Source organism: Rhizobium mesoamericanum STM3625 (assembly GCF_000312665.1).
Classification (GTDB): Bacteria; Pseudomonadota; Alphaproteobacteria; order Rhizobiales; family Rhizobiaceae; genus Rhizobium; species Rhizobium mesoamericanum.
The window spans coordinates 1,889,975-1,911,188 of the sequence record NZ_HF536772.1 but is presented as its reverse complement, the minus strand read 5'-3'; the positions used below and the strand labels follow the sequence as shown (position 1 = coordinate 1,911,188).

The 21,214-nt window shown below is 59.9% G+C and carries 17 protein-coding genes; 9 read left to right on the top strand and 8 right to left on the bottom strand.

The genetic code is table 11. The features are described 5' to 3' along the window. Positions 1-172: 172 nt before the first annotated feature. The 4 genes from tam to BN77_RS09225 all read left to right on the top strand — a co-directional run bounded on the left by tam (position 173) and on the right by BN77_RS09225 (position 3,709). Positions 173-943 carry a trans-aconitate 2-methyltransferase gene (gene tam, locus BN77_RS09240; RefSeq protein ID WP_007530885.1) on the top strand — a complete coding sequence of 257 codons (771 nt, stop codon included), beginning with the start codon at positions 173-175 and terminating at the stop codon, positions 941-943. A 134-nt stretch (positions 944-1,077) separates the two neighbouring features. Beyond that, positions 1,078-2,586: a glucose-6-phosphate dehydrogenase gene (gene zwf / locus BN77_RS09235; RefSeq protein ID WP_007530883.1), complete on the top strand. Its 1,509-nt coding sequence runs from the start codon at positions 1,078-1,080 to the stop codon at positions 2,584-2,586. A gap of 373 nt (positions 2,587-2,959) precedes the next feature. After that, positions 2,960-3,166, top strand: a complete 207-nt coding sequence (locus tag BN77_RS33450; protein ID WP_040676968.1) for a hypothetical protein — start codon at positions 2,960-2,962, stop codon at positions 3,164-3,166. Positions 3,167-3,280: 114 nt separating this feature from the next. After that, complete coding sequence (locus BN77_RS09225; protein ID WP_007530875.1) at positions 3,281-3,709, top strand: hypothetical protein; 429 nt, start codon at positions 3,281-3,283, stop codon at positions 3,707-3,709. 56 nt (positions 3,710-3,765) lie between these two features. On the opposite strand, the gene BN77_RS09220 is transcribed toward BN77_RS09225, so the two are convergent. Further along, positions 3,766-4,161: a hypothetical protein gene (locus BN77_RS09220; RefSeq protein ID WP_007530872.1), complete on the bottom strand. Its 396-nt coding sequence runs from the start codon at positions 4,159-4,161 to the stop codon at positions 3,766-3,768. A 230-nt stretch (positions 4,162-4,391) separates the two neighbouring features. Here BN77_RS09220 and BN77_RS09215 point away from each other — a divergent pair, with 230 nt between their 5' ends. Beyond that, positions 4,392-5,951 carry a helicase HerA-like C-terminal domain-containing protein gene (locus BN77_RS09215; protein WP_007530870.1) on the top strand — a complete coding sequence of 520 codons (1,560 nt, stop codon included), beginning with the start codon at positions 4,392-4,394 and terminating at the stop codon, positions 5,949-5,951. 53 nt (positions 5,952-6,004) lie between these two features. Here BN77_RS09215 and BN77_RS09210 read toward each other — a convergent pair whose 3' ends face one another. Then, positions 6,005-6,307, bottom strand: coding sequence for an alkylphosphonate utilization protein (locus tag BN77_RS09210; RefSeq protein WP_007530868.1), 303 nt, complete (start codon positions 6,305-6,307; stop codon positions 6,005-6,007). A 209-nt stretch (positions 6,308-6,516) separates the two neighbouring features. Here BN77_RS09210 and BN77_RS34380 point away from each other — a divergent pair, with 209 nt between their 5' ends. Next, positions 6,517-6,939 carry a hypothetical protein gene (locus tag BN77_RS34380; protein ID WP_040676965.1) on the top strand — a complete coding sequence of 141 codons (423 nt, stop codon included), beginning with the start codon at positions 6,517-6,519 and terminating at the stop codon, positions 6,937-6,939. A gap of 165 nt (positions 6,940-7,104) precedes the next feature. After that, complete coding sequence (locus BN77_RS09200) at positions 7,105-8,625, top strand: ABC-F family ATP-binding cassette domain-containing protein (RefSeq protein ID WP_007530866.1); 1,521 nt, start codon at positions 7,105-7,107, stop codon at positions 8,623-8,625. A gap of 210 nt (positions 8,626-8,835) precedes the next feature. Here the strand turns inward: BN77_RS09200 and BN77_RS09195 are convergent, their stop codons facing one another. Beyond that, positions 8,836-10,083: an ABC transporter substrate-binding protein gene (locus BN77_RS09195; RefSeq protein WP_040676962.1), complete on the bottom strand. Its 1,248-nt coding sequence runs from the start codon at positions 10,081-10,083 to the stop codon at positions 8,836-8,838. Between the two features lie 231 nt (positions 10,084-10,314). Between BN77_RS09195 and BN77_RS09190 the strand changes: the two genes are divergently transcribed. Continuing rightward, complete coding sequence (locus BN77_RS09190; RefSeq protein ID WP_040676958.1) at positions 10,315-11,268, top strand: transglutaminase-like cysteine peptidase; 954 nt, start codon at positions 10,315-10,317, stop codon at positions 11,266-11,268. A 68-nt stretch (positions 11,269-11,336) separates the two neighbouring features. Here the strand turns inward: BN77_RS09190 and BN77_RS09185 are convergent, their stop codons facing one another. The 4 genes from BN77_RS09185 to BN77_RS09170 are packed head-to-tail and all read right to left on the bottom strand — an operon-like array spanning position 11,337 to position 16,836. After that, positions 11,337-11,996, bottom strand: a complete 660-nt coding sequence (locus BN77_RS09185) for a ribbon-helix-helix domain-containing protein (RefSeq protein WP_007530857.1) — start codon at positions 11,994-11,996, stop codon at positions 11,337-11,339. Position 11,997: 1 nt separating this feature from the next. Then, the gene (locus BN77_RS09180; RefSeq protein WP_007530855.1) at positions 11,998-13,296 is read right to left on the bottom strand and encodes an HlyD family type I secretion periplasmic adaptor subunit; all 1,299 of its coding nucleotides are present in this window, start codon (positions 13,294-13,296) and stop codon (positions 11,998-12,000) included. Further along, the gene (locus tag BN77_RS09175; RefSeq protein ID WP_007530854.1) at positions 13,293-15,455 is read right to left on the bottom strand and encodes a type I secretion system permease/ATPase; all 2,163 of its coding nucleotides are present in this window, start codon (positions 15,453-15,455) and stop codon (positions 13,293-13,295) included. The genes BN77_RS09180 and BN77_RS09175 overlap by 4 nt, the downstream gene beginning before the upstream one ends. Positions 15,456-15,474: 19 nt before the next feature. After that, positions 15,475-16,836 (bottom strand): TolC family outer membrane protein, encoded by a 1,362-nt coding sequence (locus tag BN77_RS09170; protein ID WP_007530852.1) that lies wholly within the window; start codon positions 16,834-16,836, stop codon positions 15,475-15,477. A 317-nt stretch (positions 16,837-17,153) separates the two neighbouring features. Here BN77_RS09170 and BN77_RS09165 point away from each other — a divergent pair, with 317 nt between their 5' ends. Then, positions 17,154-17,915: a GGDEF domain-containing protein gene (locus tag BN77_RS09165; protein WP_007530849.1), complete on the top strand. Its 762-nt coding sequence runs from the start codon at positions 17,154-17,156 to the stop codon at positions 17,913-17,915. A 296-nt stretch (positions 17,916-18,211) separates the two neighbouring features. Here the strand turns inward: BN77_RS09165 and BN77_RS31370 are convergent, their stop codons facing one another. Next, a complete protein-coding gene (locus tag BN77_RS31370; protein WP_007530847.1) occupies positions 18,212-20,950 on the bottom strand; it encodes a calcium-binding protein in 2,739 nt (912 codons plus the stop codon). Between the last annotated feature and the right edge of the window lie 264 nt (positions 20,951-21,214).

Genomic DNA, 21,214 nt, shown 5'->3' with positions numbered 1-21,214 from the left:
GTCTTTCCTCGACTGTATTAGTGCGGCGCTTGCCGTCCCCTCTCACCTCGATCTCGGCCATCTATTCAAAAGGCGTCAGGGGAGCACGTTCAGGGTGTCGGACTAGGTGCGCGCACATAGACAGCGTGAGCGTTCGGCGCACCGAGAAACCTGCATAGCTAAGGAGAGGTCAATGGCATGGTCTGCCAGCCAGTATGTCAAATTCGAGGATGAGCGCACGCGTCCGGCGCGTGATCTGTTGGCGCGGGTACCGCTGGAGCGCGTTCGCCATGCGGTGGATCTCGGTTGCGGGCCCGGCAATTCGACTGAACTCATCGTCGAGCGTTTCGGCGCTGCGGGCGTATCCGGTCTGGACAGTGACCTGAATATGCTGGAAGCGGCCCGAAAGCGCCTGCCCGGCACGCCCTTTGTCGAGGCCGATCTTGCCACCTGGCACCCGAGCGCATCGGCAGACCTCCTCTTCGCAAACGCCGTCTTCCAATGGCTGCCAAACCATCTCAGTATCTTCGATCGCCTGATGGACGGGCTGGCCCCCGGTGGTGTGCTCGCTGTGCAGATGCCTGACAATCTGACCGAGCCAAGCCATCTGCTGATGGAAGAGACGGCTCATGCTGGCCCCTGGAGAGCGGCCTTCGAATCGGGGAGCGTTCGCCGCAAGCCACTGCCGCCGCCTTCCACCTACTACACCCGGCTCATTGCTAAGGCGGCGCGGGTCGACATCTGGCAAACCGCCTATAATCATCCAATGGCGGATGCCGCTGCGATTGTCGAATGGGTCAAGGGAACCGGCCTCAGGCCTTATCTCGATCACGCTGGCGAAGAGCATCGTGACGCATTTCTGGCAGACTATCTCGGCCGCGTCGCAAAAGCCTACCCGACGATGTCGGATGGGTGCGTCCTGCTGCGCTTTCCGCGGATTTTCATGGTAGCCGTTAAAGGCTGACAAAGGCGAGGCCGCGTTTCGGCATTGGAACGGCCTGATCCCTCTGACATGGCTCTGCAATGGTCGGTCAGCATCATGCTTGCCGCCGCAGTCGTGGGTACTATAGTCGTGATAAACAGCAAGGAGAGTGCTTTATGGTAGCCCCCCCCATTCCGCCAGCCACCCTTGTCATCTTTGGCGCCACCGGCGACCTGACGCGGCGCCTGCTGATACCGGCAATCATCAATCTGACGCGAAGCGGGCTCGTCGGCGACGACCTGAAGATCCTCGGCGTCGGCATCGAGCCGGGCGACGACGCTTCCCTGGTGGCACGGCTGGACAGCTTCCTTGCAACGTTGAGCGATCCGATCCTGCCGGAGACGGACGAGGCGTGGCGTCGGCTGCGCCAACGCGTCTCCTACCTTTCAGGCGATTTCACGCAAGACCCAATATTCCTCGAGATCAAGAAGCACCTGACGAGTTGCAACGCCGCATTCTATTTCGCCGTGCCGCCGCAGTTTTTCGGACCACTCGTCGAAAAACTCGCCGCGCATGGGCTAACCAGCGAGGCCGAGGGATGCTTCCGCCGCATTGCAATCGAAAAGCCTTTCGGCACCGACCTCGCCTCCGCCCGCGCGTTGAACGCACGTATCCTCAGCAATGTCACGGAAAGCCAAGTCTATCGCCTTGATCACTTCCTGGGAAAGGAAACGGTACAGAACATTCTGACCGCCCGCTTCGCCAACATGATGATCGAATCCCTCTGGAACAACAATTACATCGACCACGTGCAGATTTCCGCTGCGGAGATTGTCGACGTCGGCACCCGCGGCAAATTCTACGATAAGACCGGCGCGCTGCGCGACATGATTCCCAATCATCTGTTTCAATTGCTGGCTATGATCGCAATGGAAGCCCCGAATGGCTTCGGCGCGGAAGCAATCCGTACGGAGAAAAGCAAGGCACTAAGCGCCCTGCGCATCTATACACCTGAGGAGGCTGCCTCCCATGCCGTGCGCGGCGCCTATACGGCGGGCACGCTCAACGGACATGAGATCGCGGGGTTCAGGGAGACCAAGGATGTCTCGTCCGACAGCAAAACCGAAACCTTCGTTGCGCTGAAACTTTATGTCGATTCTTGGCGCTGGGCCGGCGTGCCCTTCTATCTCCGTACTGGCAAGGCGTTGAAGGCGCGTGATACGGAAGTCGTTATCACCTTCCAGCAGGTGCCGTTTGCGCAATTTCGGAAAACGGACGTCAACCGCCAGCTGCCGCCGAACAAGTTGGTCATCCAAGTGCAGCCGGATGAGGGGCTGAGCATCGAGGTATCCATCAAGTCGCCCGGCCTTTCCGTCGACACCGTCCCGGTCTCGCTCGACTTCCGCTATGCTGACAAGTTCGACATCAGCAAGATGACCGGATACGAGTCGCTTCTTTACGACCTCTTCATCGGCGACCAGACGCTATTCCAGCGCGCCGACGGCATCGAAGCCGGGTGGGCAGCGGTGCAGCCCTTCCTAGACATATGGGCAAAGAGCAGCGAAACGCCCGAGTCATATGCGCCGGGAAGCAGCGGCCCATCTTGCGCCGACGAACTCATCCGGCGCGACGGCCGCGAATGGCACGAACTGGGCGAATCCAGACACAACCATGATGGAAGATAAGGCAGAAAATACACGTTAACGTAAAGTAAGGGTGTATTAGTATTTTTTAGCAACTCGCGTATAGGTCGAGGAAATATTGTACCATAGCAGCTCTCTTCAAATCTAGCCCCGCACATTTACGGTGCGCTGTACAAATTATGGATGAGTTGACCATTTCTCCTTGTACAGTGAAGCTTTTCCTGCTGACCGCGTTGCTTTTTCGTGCGACAAAGGAGGCGGGGCTCGTCCAACCCCGACGGGCCCTCTCGGCATTTTTCTATCATGTCGCGAATAAAACCGAATTTAGTCGAAATTATTAAAGCGCGACTAATATATTTACTTGCGCTCTTCCGCCGCCTTGCTAAATCTATCCTGAGGGATTTGGGGTATTGACATGGCAGATACTCATTTGTCTAAGAATCGTTCAATTTCCGATCAACGTATGGAAACCTGCCGTTCCGAGTTCGAGCCAATCCTCTTTGAGCTCATCCGCAATGGTGAGAAGCGGGGATGGAAGGCAGCCGAAATCGCGATGGCTCTGGCCGACGCCGCCGATGACGTGATCCTGAAGCTGGCAAGAGAAACGAAGAGCAAGCATTGACCCGCTTGCATTTCGGATCTTGATCTAATGACGCACTCGGAAGTGCTTCCCTAGCCGGTGCAAGAAGCTGTAGCTTGCCTACAGTGATTCTCTTGCCGGTTACGGAGGCCGATATTGCAGTTGATCGCCGCAGCTCTTCTTGCCTGTGGGTGCGTCAGCCTCTCCGAGGTGGCCGACTGGCCGCCTGCGGACAGCTATGTAGCGAAGATTAGTTGCCTTCAAAGCGACGCTGCAGAGCGCTGCGAACAGATCCGTGCCGACTGGACGGGCCTCTATGCCGATGCGATTGCGGGCCGCATCGAAAGTCAGCGGACAATTTCTTTCTGCCTGAGTACAGGCTGCGACAGGGCAATCGCGGTCTTGCCCGTTCTCGGCTGCGCCTGGCGTCAGGTTATCGCGGGGTCGCATAATCCCAAAGTCAATGATGCCGATCGGGCGAATGTGGAACGTTATTGCGGCCGTCATGCGCTTGACGAGGCCGGGCGCAAGAACGCCAGCGACCAGTCGCAACGCTGGCTGACTTTGCTCGGTGTAACGCCGTAGCCGCAAATGCAAACGGGCGGGACCAGGCCCGCCCGCTGAAAACCTTGCGCTGGCGCTTAGACGAACTGGCTGAGACCCGGAACTGATCCGACAACCTCGTCAACGACTTCCTTGCCGGCGTGCTGCTCGGCAATCGCGATAGTTTCCTTGGCAAGTGTCGTGATCTCACCCATACCGAGGCCTTCCGACATCAGCTGCTGACCCAGCGCCATGATGCCGCCGCCGCCGAGCGCGCCCATGATGCTGCCGAGGATGCCGCCGCCGCCGCCCGCGCCTTCGCCATTATACTTGGCAACAAGGTCCGAAGCGCCCGGAATGGCTTCAATCATCTTGGCGACCGGGCCATCTGCCGCTTCGCGCTGCAAGAAGCCGAGCATCATGCCGAGCGCCTTTTCAGCGACCTCTGAGGGGATACCTACGCGCGCCGCGATCTGGTCGATGATTTCATTCATTGTCAGCCTCCTGCTTTTGACGTTAACGTCAACGTTAATCGAACTTGCGCGGCAACTCAAGCGGCTCACCGCGGAACCAGGTTTTATCCCACTTTTCCTTTTAATGCAGACAGTTGTCCGCACCAGGCTCCCTGCTTATAACAGGCAAACGATATTATAATGACCGTGCGGAAAACGTTGCTCCGCATTTTGACGCAATCGGGGCCAAAGGCCGCAGGGAGAATTTCGAAATGCTCGAGGATGGCAAGATTTTCGTTGGCGTCAGCCGCAATCCTGATGACAGCATCAACAAGCCGGAATATCTCGACCTGAAATTCGGAAACCGCCACGGCCTGGTGACTGGCGCAACAGGTACCGGCAAGACGGTGACGCTGCAGGTACTTGCCGAGGGCTTTTCGAAAGCCGGCGTCCCCGTCTTCTGTGCCGACATCAAGGGCGATCTCTCAGGCATCGCCGCCAAGGGCGAACCAAAGGACTTTCTCACAAAGCGAGCCGAACAGATCGGTTTCGACGATTATGAATTCGACCAGTTCCCGGTCATATTCTGGGACCTCTTCGGTGAGAAGGGCCACCGTGTTCGCACCACCATCGCCGAAATGGGTCCGCTGTTGCTCGCGCGGCTGATGGATGCTTCAGAACCGCAAGAAGGCGTCATCAACATCGCCTTCAAGATTGCCGACCAGGGCGGCCTGCCGCTGCTCGACCTCAAGGACTTTTCCTCGCTGCTAAACTACATGGCGGAAAACGCCACCGAGCTTTCCAGCCAGTTCGGCTTGATCTCGAAGGCCTCTGTCGCCTCCATCCAGCGCGCCCTGCTCGTGCTGGAACAGCAAGGTGCTGAACATTTCTTCGGCGAGCCTGCGCTCAAGATCAGCGATATCATGCGGACCAACAATCGAGGCTATGGCCAGATCTCGGTTCTCGCCGCCGACAAGCTGATGATGAACCCGCGGCTCTACGCAACCTTCTTGCTGTGGCTGCTCTCCGAGCTCTTCGAGGAGCTGCCGGAAGTTGGCGATCCAGAGAAGCCGAACCTCGTCTTCTTCTTCGATGAAGCGCATCTTCTCTTCAACGACGCGCCGAAGGTGCTGATCGAGCGCGTTGAGCAGGTCGTTCGCCTCATTCGCTCGAAGGGCGTCGGTGTCTATTTGGTGACGCAGAATCCGCTGGATGTGCCGGAAACGGTGCTGGCGCAGCTTGGCAACCGGGTGCAGCATGCCTTGCGCGCCTATTCCCCACGCGAGCAGAAGGCGGTGAAGACCGCCGCCGACACCTTCCGCCCGAACCCCGCCTTCGACTGCGCCACCGTCATCACCATGCTCGGCACCGGAGAGGCGCTGGTGTCGACGCTGGAGGCGAAGGGCTCGCCCTCGATCGTTGAGCGTACGCTGGTGCGCCCGCCGTCAGGACGCGTTGGTCCACTGACGGATGCGGAACGCCAACAGGTCATGGACAAGAGCCCCGTGCTCGGCGTTTACGACGAAGATCTTGATCGTGAATCCGCCTTCGAGATTCTGGCGGCGCGCGCCAAGAAGGCATCGGACTCTGACGCAGCCAAGCGGATGCAGCCGACCCAACCGACCGAGGGCAGTGCCTCGGGCCGCTGGACGCTCCCAGGCTTCGGCAATGACGACAACGAACCACAGGACAGGAGCCAGGGCCGCGCCCGCTCCTCCGGCTACCAGCGTGAAACGGTTGTGGAAGCTGCGATGAAGAGCGTGGCTCGCACGGTAGCGACGCAGGTTGGCAGAGCGCTGGTGCGCGGCATTCTCGGCAGTTTGAAACGCTAAGCGGAAAGGGCGTATCGCCCTTCCGCCCTCGGATGGTCTTCCCGCCGCGTCGCTCAGCGCTTGCGGACGAATTCGGTGCGCAGGACGAGGCCCTTGATGGCGTCGTGGCGGCAGTCAATCTCTTCCGGGTTGTCCGTCAGCCGGATCGACCTTATCACCGTGCCCTGCTTCAGGGTCTGATTGGCGCCCTTGACCTTCAGATCCTTGATAAGTGTGACGGAATCGCCGTTCTTGAGGACGTTTCCGGCAGCATCCCGAACCTCAGCGGCCAGCGCGGCGGCCGCAGCCAGCTCCGAAGCCGGACGCCATTCGCCGGTCGCCTCGTCATAAACGTAATCGTCGTCACCATCTGCCATGGTCTTCTCTCCTGAACACAAGAATTTGTTGATTGGGGCGCTTATAACAGCCAAGCCGCCCTGCGCAAGTTAGGCCATGCTAACAAATGGTCGCTCGATTGATTGGCACTTCGGCGCTGCCACGCGACATCCTCTTTTCATCGGCTCGCTCAAGGGCAGCCCTGCCATACCTGATGGAACATGGTGAGGAACTCCGGAGCCAATAGAATGTGCATCCGATCGCCGCAAACGCCTATGGGCTCATCAGGCAATTCCCGGCTGAGCATTTCCCAAAAGATGAGTACGCTTTCTACGATACCAAAGATATGGTCTTCGCCATCATTGTAGAAGGCGCTAACGAATGGGCGAAGCTGACATGGTGGTCTGAACAGCCAGGCCCATTAGACCATGATCGTAAAGTGTGGATGCCTACCAGATTTTGGCAGCGGCCTGATCGCAGCGAAGCAATCCTTCCGCCGCACAGATCGTTTCTAAGTGGCCTGACGCAATCCGTTTGGTTGCATTTTTTCCGGCCTACGGCTATTTCTGTTGTGCACTCAAAGAGAAGGGAGGGTCGCGTGCAGAATTTCTATTTCCGGTTCAACCGGCAACGTGGCCCCGGCAACGCCCTGCAAATGCGTTTGCAGGGCTGACCAGAGACCGTTTCTCATAACACTCTTCCTGGTCTGCCCCTCGTGGCAGCAGTTCGGGCATTCGCCTCGTCTGCAACTATTCATCCATCGAGCTTGAGCACACGCACGCGATGAAGGCCGCATGCCCTCGCCCGTGTGATCGTTCGGCAAGACCAGAGCAAGATCATGACCCTTATCAATATCCGCAATCTCGGCGTCACCCTGAGCGCACCCCTTTTTGCGAAACTCGATCTCGTCATCAACGCCGGCGACCGCCTCGGGCTTGTTGCCGCCAATGGCCGCGGCAAATCCACCCTGCTGCGCTGCATTTCAGGGGCGCTGGAGTCAACCCATGGCGACATTATGCGCTCGCGCGGGCTGATGATCGGGCATGTCGAACAGGACGCGCCAACCAGGCTGCTTGACGTTCCGTTCCACGATGCCGTTCTGCAGGCGCTGCCCTCCGACCAGCAGGCGAACGAAAGCTGGCGCGTGGACATGGTGCTTGATTCGCTCGACGTTCCCGAAGCCCTGCGCGCCCGCCCGATCGGGCAGCTCAGCGGCGGCTGGCAGCGGCTGGCGATACTGGCGCGCACCTGGGTGACGGAGCCGGACGCGCTGCTGCTCGACGAGCCGACCAACCACCTCGATCTCGGCAAGATAGCCGCGCTCGAGAACTGGCTGAGCGCCCTGCCGCGTGACGTGCTCGTTATCATCTCCAGCCATGACCGTGCCTTCCTCGATGCCGTCACCAACCGCACGCTGTTCCTGCGGCCAGAGCAATCGCAAGTCTTTTCTCTACCCTATACCCGGGCGCGGGCAGCACTGGACGAGACGGACGCGGCCGACAAGCGGCGCTACGAACGCGATATGAAGACGGCCGAGCAACTGCGCAAGCAGGCGGCGAAGCTCAACAATATCGGCGTCAACTCCGGCAGCGACCTGCTGGTGGTCAAGACCAAGCAGTTGAAGCAACGCGCCGAGAAGCTGGAGGATGCTGCCAAGCCCGCGCATGTCGAGCGCTCGGCCGGGGCGATCAGGCTCGCAAACCGCGGCACCCATGCCAAGGTGCTTGTAACGCTCGACGACGGTGAGGTTCGCACGCCGGACGGTACGCCGCTCTTCCGGACCGGCAAGCAGTTCATCTGCCAGGGAGACCGGATCGTGCTGCTCGGGGAGAATGGCGCGGGCAAATCACGGCTGATTGCCATGCTGCGGACGGCAATCAACAACGCGGAGACGGCGCAGGACGGCATCAAGGCTACCCCGTCGCTGGTGCTCGGCTATAGCGACCAGGCGCTTGCCGACATGAGGGATAGCGATACGCCGCTGGAGACGATCATCCGGCGCTTCGACGTCGGCGACCAGCGGGCGCGGGCCTTGCTCGCGGGCGCCGGCATGACCATCGACATGCAGTCGCGCCCCGTCGGGAGACTATCCGGCGGCCAGAAGGCGCGGCTCGGCATGCTGGTCCTGCGGCTGGCGGAGCCGAACTTCTACCTGCTCGACGAGCAGACGAACCATCTCGACATCGACGGACAGGAAGCGCTGGAGGGCGAACTCATGGCCCATCAGGCGAGTTGCCTGCTCGTCTCCCACGATCGCAGCTTTGTCCGCGCAGTCGGCAACCGTTTCTGGCAGATAGAGCGCCGGCGGCTGGTCGAAGTCAAAAGCCCAGAGCCTTTCTTTGCCGCGGCTCGGCCTTAGGACAATTGGCCCGCCTCTCTGAACTGACCCCGAAGTTGTTGTCGAGCTTTATGGGGTCAGTTCAATCGCTCCGGTGGGTTTTAACTCTCGGAAAAAGCGTGCCATTTGTCGGGACAAGGACCGCATCTGCCTCAACGCCCACAATGCTTTATAAGGCGCGGGGGGAGATGGCGGATGCTTCGTCGGGCCAACGTTCAAGATGGCGAACTATCAGAATGAGGCCGGCGTGGCGCCGAGCAGGCTGAGCTTGCCGCCGCTGAGAGAATAGAGGCTCATCTTGCGCTCCACCGTACCACCGGGTGTCAGTCTGAAGAGGCCGGTGACGCCACGGAAGCCGACCTTGCTGGTCAGGTTCTGCGCGTTCATTCCCTCCGGCCCCTTTGTCCGGACAATGCCAGAGGCGACGGCAACGGCATCGTAGCCGTAAGCCGCATCTGTGGACAGCGCACGCTTGTAGTGCCGCTGATAGCGTTCGGCGATCATCGTCGCGCCTTCAGGCTCGACCATGGCAATCACCGTGCCCGCCACCGAGGGATCCGTGTAGGTCTGCGGCGGCCAGGCGCTGGTGCCGACGAGGGTGACGTTCGTTTTGCCGCTAGCTTTTACAGCGCCGGCAATAGTCGTCGTGATTACCGATTTCCCGAGGACAAGCACGGTGTCGGCATTTTGCAGATTGGCGCTGGCTTTCTTGACTGCCTCCGATGCCGCAGCATCCGTCAGATCATAACGAGCAAGGCCAAGATAAGTACCGCCGGTGGCGCGGATTGCGCTTGCCAGTCGCTCCTCGCCCGCAGCCGGAAAATCGCTCTGTGCGAAGACCAGCACATTCTTATGGCCGCTGGCAGCGGCTGCCCGCGCGCCTTCGATGGCGCTGTCGATCTCGTCGGAAACGAAGTTGTAGACATTTCCCGATGTCGGCGGCACAGGCGCGCCGAGATTGAGGAGAGGTGGCCGCTGATCTGCTGGTATCGAGGCGATGACCGCCGTGACGACAGACGGTGCATAGCTGACGAGAAGAACGGAGCCGCGGGCCTTTGCCGCGCTGACTGCCGTCGCTGCAGCAGAAGCGCCCGAGGCCACGTCGACAACCCTCACGAAAACCTGATTTCCTCCAAGTTCGCCGACGCCAAGACCAGCGCCGTCGCGCACGTGACGCGCAGCGCCCTCATAGATCCCGGTTGCACCCTTGGGCAGCAGCAGCGTGATCTCCGCTCCGGTTTCTCCGAAGCTCTCCTCGACCTCGCTCGAGGGTGCCTTGATGTCGTTGGTCTTCACATTCTTGGCGACACCATCGACGTCGGATTGGCAGGCCGCGAGCGCACCGCAGGCTACGACGATCGACATCGCGAGAACGAACTTGATGCGTTTGAGGGGACGGATGCCTTCTGAACGCGACAGTTGCCGGGTCGCGCATAAACCATGCGAGCCTTGCACCGGCTCGATTGACTGCACTGTCACCTGCTCCCCCACACTCTCGTAATCGCAGGCCCCTTGAGGCCTTTTGGCAGAACTCCATATCTGCACAGGCAACACCGGAAAGCAAACCCTTCACCCAAACTTGGTTGATGGCCACACTAAACTTTTATGTTCTTTTGAACGGATATTTTATCCCGACCTTATCCACGCTTAAATACCTGATTTTTATAGATGTTTTGTACGTTTCTCACAACCAACGAGAGACGACGATCCATGAAGCGCAGTACAAGAATAAGCAAACTTGCTGCTTTTACTTTCTCCGCATTTACCGTTGCGTTCTCGCCGAACATCTCTGCGGCATCCACCCTTGCGTCTGCGCAGTTTTCCGGCGCGATGCACTCGGTCGACTTCGCTGCCGATACGGCACGCGTCCTGACGCTCGGTAGCGTTGCCGATCTCCTGAGCTTGGCAACGAACATCAGCAGCATCGAAGTTGCCGCGCTCACGCGCTCGCTGCAGCCCGAGCCTGCCGGCTGGGCGAAGGAAAGCACCGCACCAGCCCAGGCGGTCGCTGGTCCGGCGACTGCCGCGCCGACGGGCAGCGCCGCTTTCGGGACCGTCGCCATTCCTTTCAAACGGCTTGCCGCCCTGAAGAAGTTCGAACCGTCTTTGGCAGAAATGACGGATGGAACCGCCATCAACTGCAGCGCGGGCACATGCTCCGAGGCCGCAGCCACCATCAAGGTCGCCTTCACCAAGATCTCGCAGTCCTCGATCCGCGACAAGCTCAATGCGATCAACGTCACCGTTAATCATACGATCCGCTACAGCCGCGACATCGACACCTACAAGGTGGCTGATTACTGGGCGACGCCCGCCGAAACGCTCGCGCGCCAGCAGGGCGATTGCGAGGATTTCGCAATTCTGAAGATGGCTGCTCTGCACGCGGACGGCGTTGATCTCAAGGAGATGTCTATCGTCGTGCTTTTCGATCAGAAACGCCACTTCTATCACGCGGTTCTTTCCGTCGCGGTGAACGGCAACCGCTTCATCCTGGACAACATGCGTGACGAGGTTCTGCCCGATACGAAGCTGCCTGATTACGTGCCGCTCTACTCGATTGCGGATGGCAAGGGCTACCTGCACGGAACGCGCACCGGCGCCAAGCAGGTCGCCTCCGCCATGCCGTTGGAAAAGGTGGCCCCTGGCGAAGGCGTGGCGTTCTGACAATCAGAGGCAGGACAAGAAAAAGGTGGCTGAAATTCAGCCGCCTTTTTTCGTGACGGATTTGGCGATCAGTAGCGGGAGATATAGCCGATCAGCATTGGCTTCTCGTGGGTCGGCGCGAGAGCCAGATTGATCTGGCCCTTCATCGAGGCCTGGCCGGCGGCAATCGTGAAGCCCGTATTCAGCGTCTTACCCCTGTTGCGACAGAGCGTGGCGATAGCCTCGTCGATCTGCGTGTCAATCGAGAACCGCAAGGTCTTCGTCAACTGCGCCGCATCGCCCATCAGCAGGCGCTGGCGCAGCATGGACAGGAAGGGATCGTTGAAGAGCTGGATCTTCTTTTCCTGCGTCAGCAGGATCGTCGGTGACGGTGATGCCTGTATGATGGCATTGACGTTTGCCATTGACGTTGCGTCCTCGACGGTATCCAGCCGGCGCAGCGCCCACTTGAAGCTCAGCACACGCAGCAGCGATGCAAGATTGCCGGACTCAGGCATCTGCGAGGCTGTGTAGTGCACGAGGTCGGCGGTGCTCATCTTGCCAGCAGCCGACATGCGGCCGAGACCATCCCAGTAGATCCGCTCGAGGCGGATGCCGCGACGCTCGCCGCCTCGCCCGACGACTGCCCGGAAGCGGGGCTCGATCTCTTCGGCGCCGATGGCCGGCAAAGGCTCCTCTACCTGCTCGAGCTCGGAAAGTGCGTTGCTGCCTGGCTTGACGATCAGCATCCTATCGCTCCGTCAGCGCTTCGCTGCGCGCCTTGTTGATCGGCTTCATGAGATAGCTCAGTACCGTCTTGTTGCCGGTCATGATCTCAACCGAGGCAACCATGCCGGGAATGATCGGATAGGACTTGCCGTCGCGCTCCAGCGCGGACTTGTCCGTCTTGACCTGCACAAGATAGTACGTCTCGCCCTTTTCCTTCTCCACGAGGCTGTCGGCCGAAATGTTCTCGACGACGCCTTCGAGGCCGCCAAAGATCGAGAAATCATAAGCCGTGATCTTGACGACGGCCGGCTGGCCACGGCGCACGAAGGCGACATCGCGCGGCGAAATCTTGGCTTCGACCAGAAGCGTGTCGGCGGTCGGCACGATGCCGGCAATGACCCGGCCCGGATCGACATAGGCGCCGATAGTGTTGACCTCCAGAGTATTGACGATGCCATCGACGGGCGAACGGATATCGGTGCGCTTGACACGGTCGGACGCGCCGCGGATGGTCTCGTCGACGACCGAAAGCTCGGCCAGCGCCTGCGCCTTGTCGGTCAGCGCCTGCTGACGCAGTTCGAGGGCAAGATCGCCGAGCTGCAGCTTGGCTTCCTGCACGGCAGCCTGCAGGCGGTCGATGCTTTCCTGATAAACCTTGAGCTGGCCCTGCTGGTCGGTCAGATCGCGTTCGGTTTTGAGAACTTCGGTCTGGGCAACGAGCTTCTTCTGCGCCAGAGGGAAGATGAGATCATACTGTCGCTGTGCGCCTTCGATGTTCTGCTGCAGGCGATCGATGTTGGCATGGGCTTCGCTGAGCTCGTTCTCACGCTGGCGGACACGCTCCTGCAAGACGCCGCGTTTGTTCTGGTAGCTGGCACGATCAGCGGCGAACAGCTTCGCCTCGTTGCCGCAAACGTCCTTGGCAACCGACATGATCTCCTCGGGGCAGATGAACTCAGCGTCGTACTGGCCCGCCTCCTCGAGCTTCAGGCGCGCAACCTTGGCACCGAGCGCACGCGCTTTGGCAACGGATTCGCCAAGCGTCGAGGTCGTTGTCGTGTTGTCGAGCTGGACGAGCAGCTGGCCCTTGCGTACGACCTGACCGAGGACGACGGCGATCTGCTGGACGACGCCGGGCTCCGAAGACTGGATTATCTGCGTCTTCGACACCGGAATGACCTTGCCCTCGCCGCGGGCGATCTCGTTGATGTCGGCAATCGCCGCCCATGCAATGAAGCTCGCAATCACGAGGGCGACCAGAGCCAGGATGCCGCGGGCGAGAAGCGGAGGATTGTCGTGGCGATTGCTGGTAACGCTCATGGCTGCGCCCCCGCCGGCTTGCGTTGCATCGCTTCGATCACCGCATTCTTCGGACCGTCGGCAACGATCCGGCCCTTGTCGATGACGATCAGGCGTTCGACGAGCTCAAGCATGCTGTAGCGATGGGTGGCGATCAAAAGCGTAGTGTCGCGGCTGATGGCCTTCGACAAGCGCGCAATCAGGTTGCGCTCGGTGGCGAGATCCATGGCGCCCGATGGCTCGTCAAGAAATACGATCTTCGGCCTCGTGAGCAGCAGGCGTGCAATCGTCAGCGCCTGCTTCTGGCCGCTCGAAAGGTTCGTGCCGCGCTCGCCGACCGGCATGTCGAAGCCGCGAGGATGATTGCCGACGAACTCGTCGACCCCGGTCATGCGGGCGACCTCGAGCAGCTCTTCGTCGGTCGCATCGGCGCGCCCGATCAGCAGGTTTTCCTTGACCGTGCCGGAGAAGAGATCGGACGACTGGCCGGCTACGGCGACCGCCGAGCGAACCTCTGCCATGTGGTACTGGCGGATATCAACGCCATCGATCAGTACGCGTCCCCCCGAGGGACAGAAGAGCCCGTCAAGCAAGCGACCGAGCGTGGTCTTGCCGGAACCGATGCGGCCGATGATGCCGATGCGCTCGCCCGGCTGCACCGAGAAGGACAGCTTATTGATGACGGGATAGTCCGACCCCGGATACTGGAAGGATACATCCTGGAAACTGAAGGCGCCGCGGGTAATCTCCCGATTGACGAAACCGACGGTGGACGGACGATCGTCGGGCTGCTCCATGATCTTGTCGAGGATGCGAAGCGACATGGTTGCCTGGCGGAACCGTGCCAATGTCATGGCGATCTGGCCGAGCGGTGCGCCGGCGCGGCTTGCCAGCATGACGGTAGCGACGATCGCGCCCATGGCAATCCGGCCTTCGGCGAACTCGTAGGTGCCGGCAATAACGATCAGGACGCTCACCATCTGCTGGATGAACATCGTCATGTTGATGGCATTCGTCGAGATATGCTTGATGTCCTCGCTGGTGCGGCTCGAATACTTGGTCAGCTCCTGCCAACGGCGCAGCATCGTTGCTTCCGCCCGCAGGCTCTTCAGCGTTTCGATCGTCGAAATCGTTTCCACCAACAGGGACTGGCGACGCGACGCTTCGTTGGCGGCAGTCGCCATGCGCTTGCCGATGGCGGCTTGCGCCCACAAGCCGATCGCAACCGACAGCACGAAGGCGACCGCTGGGATGACCACAAGCCAGCCAGAGATCAGATAAATGACGCCGAGGAAGATGAAGACAAAAAGGCTATCGATCAGAACGCCGATAGTGTTTGAGGTGAAGAACTCGCGGACGAACTCATACTGCGTCACGCGGTTTGCGTATTCACCCGTCGACATCGGCCTCGAGGCAAGCGTCGAGTTCAGCACCTTGTCAAACAGCAATTGCGACAGCCGCAGATCCGCCTTGCGTCCGGCATAATCGATCAGCGACGAGCGCGCCGTCTTCAGCAGGAAGTCGAAGATGTAGGCAAGCGAGATACCCGCTGCCAAAACCCAGAGCGTCGGGATCGCCTTGTTCGGCAGTACCCGGTCATAGACGTTCATCGTGAAAAGCGGCGAGCCAAGCGCAATCAGATTGATAAACAGCGCCGCAACCATGACGCGGATATAGGTTCGCCAGTAAGGCGCCAGCGTCGTTGCCAGCCAATGCCGCTTTTCGATCTCCACGGCATTGCCAACCAGCGCCTCTTCCGAGGCGTTCTGGTAGTAAAGCGTAAACGCAAAGGCCAATTGCGGCTTCAGCGCCAGGAATTCTTCCCGCGTCAAATGGATCGCATTGCCGGCAATCGGAACGATATCCGTGACATAGGAGCCGTCTTCGGCCATTTCGAGCAGAGGCAGCACGCTGCCATCGGAAAACGCGACGATCGCCGGACAATCGAAATTGCCCTGGCGGCTTTCGCGTTCCTGGTGCTTGACCACCTGCAAGCCGATCCGTTCGGCCATGCGCTCGACGTCGTCCACCTCAAGCGACTCGGTCACCTCATCAGGTAGACCGGAGAAGAGGACCGTGTCTGAGCTTGGTCGGCCATAGAACGCAGCCACGGATTTGAATGCGGCTTTGAATGTCTGCAGCGGTGTGCTGCTGGAGGTCCCGAGCGCTACGTTCAGCATTGTTCCATGGCCATGTCGACTATTGCTGTCGAATTGGCGCTAGGAGGTCCAGGGGCATACCGGCTTTCTGATGAGAATCAAGTTCGGCATATCCGGGATTCGCGACGCCCGCGGGGACAACAAACTCTTCCCGCGCATAAGGTTTGGACTGCTCGACCGGCTTCAGCTTCATCGTCTGAAGCAGATTGCCCGAGGCCGCCAGGATCTTGTACTCGGCAAACTGCGACGCCACCCGCGCCGTGTCGGCAAGGACCTGCGTGTTGAACTTCGTGTTCTGCGCATCGAGCACGTCGAGCAGCGAACGCTGACCAACCTTGAACTGCTCGCGGTAAGAACCGACGAGCTGGTTGTTGATCGAGGCCTGCTTGTTCAAGATGCCGGACAGCTCACCTCGGCTGACGCGTTCGTTCCAAGCGGAACGGACCGACTCTTCGACCTCACGCTGAACCTGGGCGAGATTGTAGCGCTGCTCACCGGCGCGGCGGATCTGCTCCTGCTCGCGAGCCACATCGATGCCGCCGCGATAGAGGTTCCAGCGGGCGACGACGCGGACCTGATAGTCGTTGGTGTTGCCTTCGTCACCGTCGATGTCGTTGCCGACGCGGGCCGTGCCCTCGAGGTTGACCTTTGGCATGTAGTTGGCGCGCGCGCCGCGAACACCGGCATCGGCTGCATCGACGTCGGCGTTGGCCGAATAGATGCGCGGGCTGTTCTTGCCGGCAACAAATACGGCATCGTTCAGCGTCTTCGGAACAAACTTGGCGACTGACGGGGGCGTCTGCGCATTGGTAATCGGCTCGCCGACGACCTGAAGGAAGCGGATCTTCGTCTGCTCAAGCTCTTCGAGCGCTTCGCGCAGCCGCGCCTTGGCGGCCTCCAGCCGCTCCGCGCCCTGAAGGCGGTCGGCGTCGGTCAGGGCGCCACCCTTGATGCTCTCGTTGATATCGCCGACCATCTGCGTGTGGAAGGCGACGTTCTGCTTGGCAGCAGCAACGATCTGATTCTGGAGCATATATTCCAGATAATCCTGCGTCACTTCGAGAGCGAGCGACTCAGACCGTTCAAGCACCCGAAAGGAGGCACCATCGACGCGCGAGGCCTGCTGCTCGACCTGAGCGCGGCGGCTACCGCCATCGTAAAGTGTCTGCGTGATCGTAAGACCAACATCGCCCGGGGACAGATAGTCATGATCATCTCTGAGCGACCCGGAACTGGCATTTGACAACCGACGGCGCCCGATCCCGCTCTCCAGATCAATAGATGGCAAGTATAAACCACGCGCCTGGCGCAGTTCAAACTCGACAGCTTCACGATCCTTCGCAGCCTGCAAGATCTGCGGGTTAGTTTTCATCGTTTTTTCGATGGCCTGCTGCAGAGACATTGCATTGGCATCAGCATAAAACGTAAAATTGAAAGCAACCGTCGCAGACAATGCTGCAAAAATTCTTTTTGCTTTAAACAAGATCGATGCCCCTCAACATCAAAGATTCACTGGGTGCTCCCGTATACCAAAGTCTTTTCTTCGGCAAATAAGTAACACCAATCTTTCCACATTCCAATTGCCGCGCCGAGCATTCCTGCCAAGACAGTTAATCGCGGTGGATAACTGCCTAAAGCGAGACTTTTACAGGATTTTTTAACGGGGGCTTTGCCCGAACCTGTTTATCTGGCATGACTTTCAAACGGACAAGAACCCCGATGAATTTCAGCCAACGTTACTCTTCCGCCACAATCGTTTCAGCTCTTCGGATCGCCGCCCTCGGCGCTGTCTGCTTTGCGGCTGGATCCGTCGGCGTTTTACTTATCTTAAACCTTATCGTGCCGGATCGACCATTTTTGGTAGGATTTGCCGGCGCAGGCTTAATTTCCGTTTTTGTTGCATTTCCGCTGCTTCTGATCTTGCAGCTCAAAGTTGGCGAGCTCAAGAAATTACAAGAAACGGTTAACTATACTGCACGCCACGACTCTGTAACGAAGACACTGAACGGAACCGCCTTTGCAGCTGCCGTCGAGCACTACATCGACCGGCGCAAGCGAATCGCAACCGACGCCGGCGGCGTAATGATCGCCGTCGTCATCGACACGCTCGACGAGATCAGTCGGCGTTACGGCCCGCAATGGGCCGACACAGTCATGCAGTCGCTTGCGGCAATCATCCAGTCCTCGGTCAGAAAGGGCGATCTCGTAGCACGCCTGGCCACCAACGAGCTTGGCGTGTTCCTTCCCGGCGCGACTGTAGAGAATGCCCAGGATGTCGGCACCCGCATCCGTCGGCGCGTGGCCGAGGCCTCCTTCTCGGCGGAAGGCACGCCGATGACGATCGGCGTGCGCCTCGGCGGCGCCGTCTTCGAGGGACCGACTGACTTCAACCACATCCGCCAACTGGCCGACGAAATGGCAATGCAGCGCGGCGGCGAGAACGAAGACGCCATTCCGTTGTCGCGGCTCCCGGCCGCCTGATCCGACCGGTCCGCAACAACAAGAATAGGGCGTCGAAAGGCGCCCTTTTCCGTTGAAGCAAATTTGTCCTGCATACCCGCCAACCTCACGTCCATAAGAAAGAAGCAAGATGCCGGCGGCATGCAAACGGCAGGGAGATCCCGTGCATTTTCATGAGCCCAGCCGAGAAGCGCTCCGCAACCTGATAGGCGCAAAAGCTCGGGTAATTCGATATGCGTGACCACCGATCCTCCAATCTGATCACAGAACACAGAAAAGGCGCCAAACGGCGCCTTTTCCTCCTGATTTGCGCGAACTCAGCCGACGTGCGGTGCCGTCGTTGTGTCGTGCTTGTCGTCGAAGAGGATCTTGACCGCTTCCGTGGTGTTCTGGAGAACCGCCACATCGTGCCAGCCGCCATTGGCGTTAACGCTGACCACGGTATCCGCGCCGCTGACCGTCGTCTTGACGCTCGCGAGTGCCTCCGCCTCACTTGCCTGGTGGCCGAGCAGGCTGTCGAGGAGCTTCGACACATCGAGCGTGTCACCTTCGCTTGCCTTGAAGTCGGTGATGACGTCCGCGAGCTTGACGTCGTTCAGGGCATCCGCGTCGAGCACGAAGGTGTCAGCCCCTGCGCCGCCCGAGATCGTGAACATGCCGCCGCTGCCCGACAGGATGTCGTCACCGTCGCTGCCGATTAGCGAATAGGCATTACTGCTATTTTCGCTGCCACCGAGCGTCGTGTCGAAGGCAACCTCGACGAAGTGAGCGGTCGAGCCGTCCGTCAGAGTGTAATCGCCATCGGCGAGGATCGACTGACCATTGATCTCCGTGCTCGAGGCCGTTGCTTCGAGCGAGATACTGCTGATCGAATGATCCGCCAGGCTCGAAAGCTCGCCGCTGTCGGTGATGCCGTTATGGTTCAGGTCCTGCCAGACGGTGAGCTTTGAGAAGGCCTCGTCGGCCGCATCGATCTTGCCGTCATGGTTGCTGTCCAGCGCCGAAAGCGCCGCCAGACCATCGACATAGCTGCCACCAGCAAAGTGCGGCGAGAATATCTCGCTGCCGTTGTCGATCTTGCCGTTGCCGTCAACGTCGAACGCCAGGATGCCGTCGCTGCCTGTGGTCCAGGCGATCTGATCCTTGTGTCCGTCGGCATTGATGTCGAACTGGACGCCTTGATCGAGCGAGGTCAGCGCGACTCCATTGTGGTCGAGGTCGAGGACGATGGGGTCGATGTGGCTGTTGCCGATCAACGTCGCAAGGCTGGTCCCGCCGCTGATCAGGTTGACGTTCTGCAGATCGACCAGGATGTCCTTGCTCGCATCGGGGGTGTCCCCGACCTGTTCATAGATAAAGGTGTGGGCCGTACCGCCGATCGTCGCTGTGAAGGCGACGGTCGCTCCCGCGTTGCCCATATCGTTTTGGTGCAGATACTGCACCACCGCCGCGACCTGGCTCGCCGACGACAACGTCACCACATTGTTGGAGGCGTTTTCGAAAGTGATGATGCCGTTCGTGATGCTGTGCTTGCTGATCTGAGAGCTGCTTATTGTCAGCGACGAGTTCGTACCGTCGACCCAACCGCTAGTATTTCCGGCGGCAAATGGGGTACCAGCGAGGTTGAGGATATCAGCCGTCGTATCGAAGTCGGTGATGATGTCATTGCCAGATATAGTCCCGTTGTCTCCGTTGCCGCCGGTGGTGCCGAGCGACTCGCCACTGCCGATGACGAACGTATCCGCGCCACTGCCGCCGGTCAGCGTGTCAGCGTCCGCCCCGCCGGTCAGCATGTCGTTACCAATACCACCGTTGAGGATGTCATGGTCCTGCCGGCCGTACAGCATATCGTTGCCGCCGCTGCCGGTGAGCACATCCTCGCCGGACGTCCCGTAGATGGTATCGGCCAGAGTCGTGTTGCCGGTGACCGGGATGCCCGGATCGCCAGGATTATGGGTGAAGAAGTCGAACGTTACCGTTCGGGCCTGGAAGTTGCCGCCGTTATTGTCGGTGTAGACCAGCGTCCAGGTGTTCCCGGCTGTCGGGGGGTTGCCGATCAGGTAGCTCGCCAGGGTCGTGGAGGTGGCATTGCCGGCAGCGTCGAGCAGGTAGATGTGGTCGTAGTCGACCGCCGCCTTCATCAGCCCGCTTGCCGAGTCGTAGAACCAGCTCTGCTCAAACGTGCCGGCCGACCGGTCGTCCTCGACGACGGCGAAACGGTTCGCGCCGATGCGGATCTCCACCTGGACTTCTTGTTCGCGCGCCGACCCGGCCGAGCCGTCGCCAAAAGCCCCGGGGTTTTGTTCGTCAGCGGGGATGGGCGTGGCGAACGGGGACTTCTGGAAATCCGTATAGACCACGACCGTCGAACCATGCGGATCCGCAAGGATGCCGTTGACCGTTCCCTGCGACAGCGTCAGCGTCTGGGTCTGATCGTTGCCCGAGGTCAGCGGGCTGCCGCCACTGCCGATCTGCTGGACATCCGAAGGCAGGCTCGTCGGCGGGACTTCGTGAATCCCCACGTTCTGAGTGACATGCACGGTACCGTCATAGACGTCGAGCTTCAGCGTCAGGTTCTGCGCGTCCGTCTGGCTCGATGTCGGCCGATAGACCACACTGTCAAGCAGGTTGATGCCGTGGGCGAGATCATAGAGCGTAACCCCCGCCGTGAGGGCGACATAACCGCTGCCGCCGTTATAGAACACGCCCGTGGGAACTGTGCCGGACACCTTCACGACCAGGTTGTTGTGGTCGGAATCGGTCGGCGCCTCGATGTGCAGCGGATACCCGTTGGGATAGCTCGATGCACCTGACGTGTACTGAGCCGGATCGCTCGACAGCCAGTTTTCGGAGTCGACGACGGTTGGCGGGGTATTGACCGTGGTACTGGTCGAGCCGGTCGTGAGCAGGCTCTCATACTCGTTCTGCCCTGTGACTGAGGTGATCGAGTTGCTGATCGAGCCGGAATAGGTGTCCGCACTGAAATGCAGGTCGACCGTTACCGAGGTCTGGCCCTGCGGCAGTGTGATCGTGCCGCCGTGGGCAAGTGTGAACACGAGGCCCTCTGCGTCGAGCGGCGCGATGGGGCCCGTGGGACCGGACAGCGTGATTGTATATGATATCGTGAAAACGCCATCGCTGTAGGTAGCGTTCCCAGCGGTGAGCGTCGCGGTGACGGCGTCGATGGTGTCGGTGACCGTCGCGGTCGCCGGCGTCGTGTCGGGAACGAGGTTTTCGAAGCCGCCGCCCGAGGCGCTGGTGATCGTCGCCGTCTTCGAAGAGGCGTCGCTGTAAACGTCCTCGCCATTGCCGGCGGCAAT

What these genes read in the sequence shown, in the direction of transcription:
- tam (WP_007530885.1), top strand. Translation starts at nt 173, where the DNA reads ATGGCATGGTCTGCCAGCCAGTATGTCAAATTCGAGGATGAGCGCACG.
- zwf (WP_007530883.1), top strand. Translation starts at nt 1,078, where the DNA reads ATGGTAGCCCCCCCCATTCCGCCAGCCACCCTTGTCATCTTTGGCGCC.
- BN77_RS33450 (WP_040676968.1), top strand. Translation starts at nt 2,960, where the DNA reads ATGGCAGATACTCATTTGTCTAAGAATCGTTCAATTTCCGATCAACGT.
- BN77_RS09220 (WP_007530872.1), bottom strand. Translation starts at nt 4,161, where the DNA reads ATGAATGAAATCATCGACCAGATCGCGGCGCGCGTAGGTATCCCCTCA.
- BN77_RS09215 (WP_007530870.1), top strand. Translation starts at nt 4,392, where the DNA reads ATGCTCGAGGATGGCAAGATTTTCGTTGGCGTCAGCCGCAATCCTGAT.
- BN77_RS09210 (WP_007530868.1), bottom strand. Translation starts at nt 6,307, where the DNA reads ATGGCAGATGGTGACGACGATTACGTTTATGACGAGGCGACCGGCGAA.
- BN77_RS09200 (WP_007530866.1), top strand. Translation starts at nt 7,105, where the DNA reads ATGACCCTTATCAATATCCGCAATCTCGGCGTCACCCTGAGCGCACCC.
- BN77_RS09190 (WP_040676958.1), top strand. Translation starts at nt 10,315, where the DNA reads ATGAAGCGCAGTACAAGAATAAGCAAACTTGCTGCTTTTACTTTCTCC.
- BN77_RS09185 (WP_007530857.1), bottom strand. Translation starts at nt 11,996, where the DNA reads ATGCTGATCGTCAAGCCAGGCAGCAACGCACTTTCCGAGCTCGAGCAG.
- BN77_RS09180 (WP_007530855.1), bottom strand. Translation starts at nt 13,296, where the DNA reads ATGAGCGTTACCAGCAATCGCCACGACAATCCTCCGCTTCTCGCCCGC.
- BN77_RS09175 (WP_007530854.1), bottom strand. Translation starts at nt 15,455, where the DNA reads ATGCTGAACGTAGCGCTCGGGACCTCCAGCAGCACACCGCTGCAGACA.
- BN77_RS09170 (WP_007530852.1), bottom strand. Translation starts at nt 16,836, where the DNA reads ATGTCTCTGCAGCAGGCCATCGAAAAAACGATGAAAACTAACCCGCAG.
- BN77_RS09165 (WP_007530849.1), top strand. Translation starts at nt 17,154, where the DNA reads ATGAATTTCAGCCAACGTTACTCTTCCGCCACAATCGTTTCAGCTCTT.